Below are 304 nucleotides of genomic sequence, written 5' to 3' on the forward strand. Positions count from 1 at the left end.
GAAAGACCTGCTGCGGTTTGGAGGACGGTACGTCTATTGAAATGTGATTGATCTCGTTTCATGGATATCGTTCAGAATCATCTCGTGGCCCGAAGAATCGGAGGACCCGCTTTCCGGCGTAAAACATCACTGCGAACGGGATGAATTGCCAACCGACCTCGACGAACAACGCAAACCACCCATCGAGTGTCCCGAGTGGATGCCATCGCGTAGTCGCCGTATCGGAAGCGTACGCTGGGTTAGCCACAAGCCACGTACTGGGGTGGTATCGTGCTGTGTAGAATTCCGGTTGGTCGACCGTCAC

1 pseudogene is annotated in these 304 nt (G+C 54.3%); it reads right to left on the bottom strand.

The features are described from left to right. Positions 1-58: 58 nt before the first annotated feature. A pseudogene (locus tag AUR66_RS22595) lies at positions 59-304 on the bottom strand (hypothetical protein); the annotation flags it as partial.

It is taken from the genome of Haloferax profundi, assembly GCF_001469865.1.
GTDB lineage: Archaea > Halobacteriota > Halobacteria > Halobacteriales > Haloferacaceae > Haloferax > Haloferax profundi.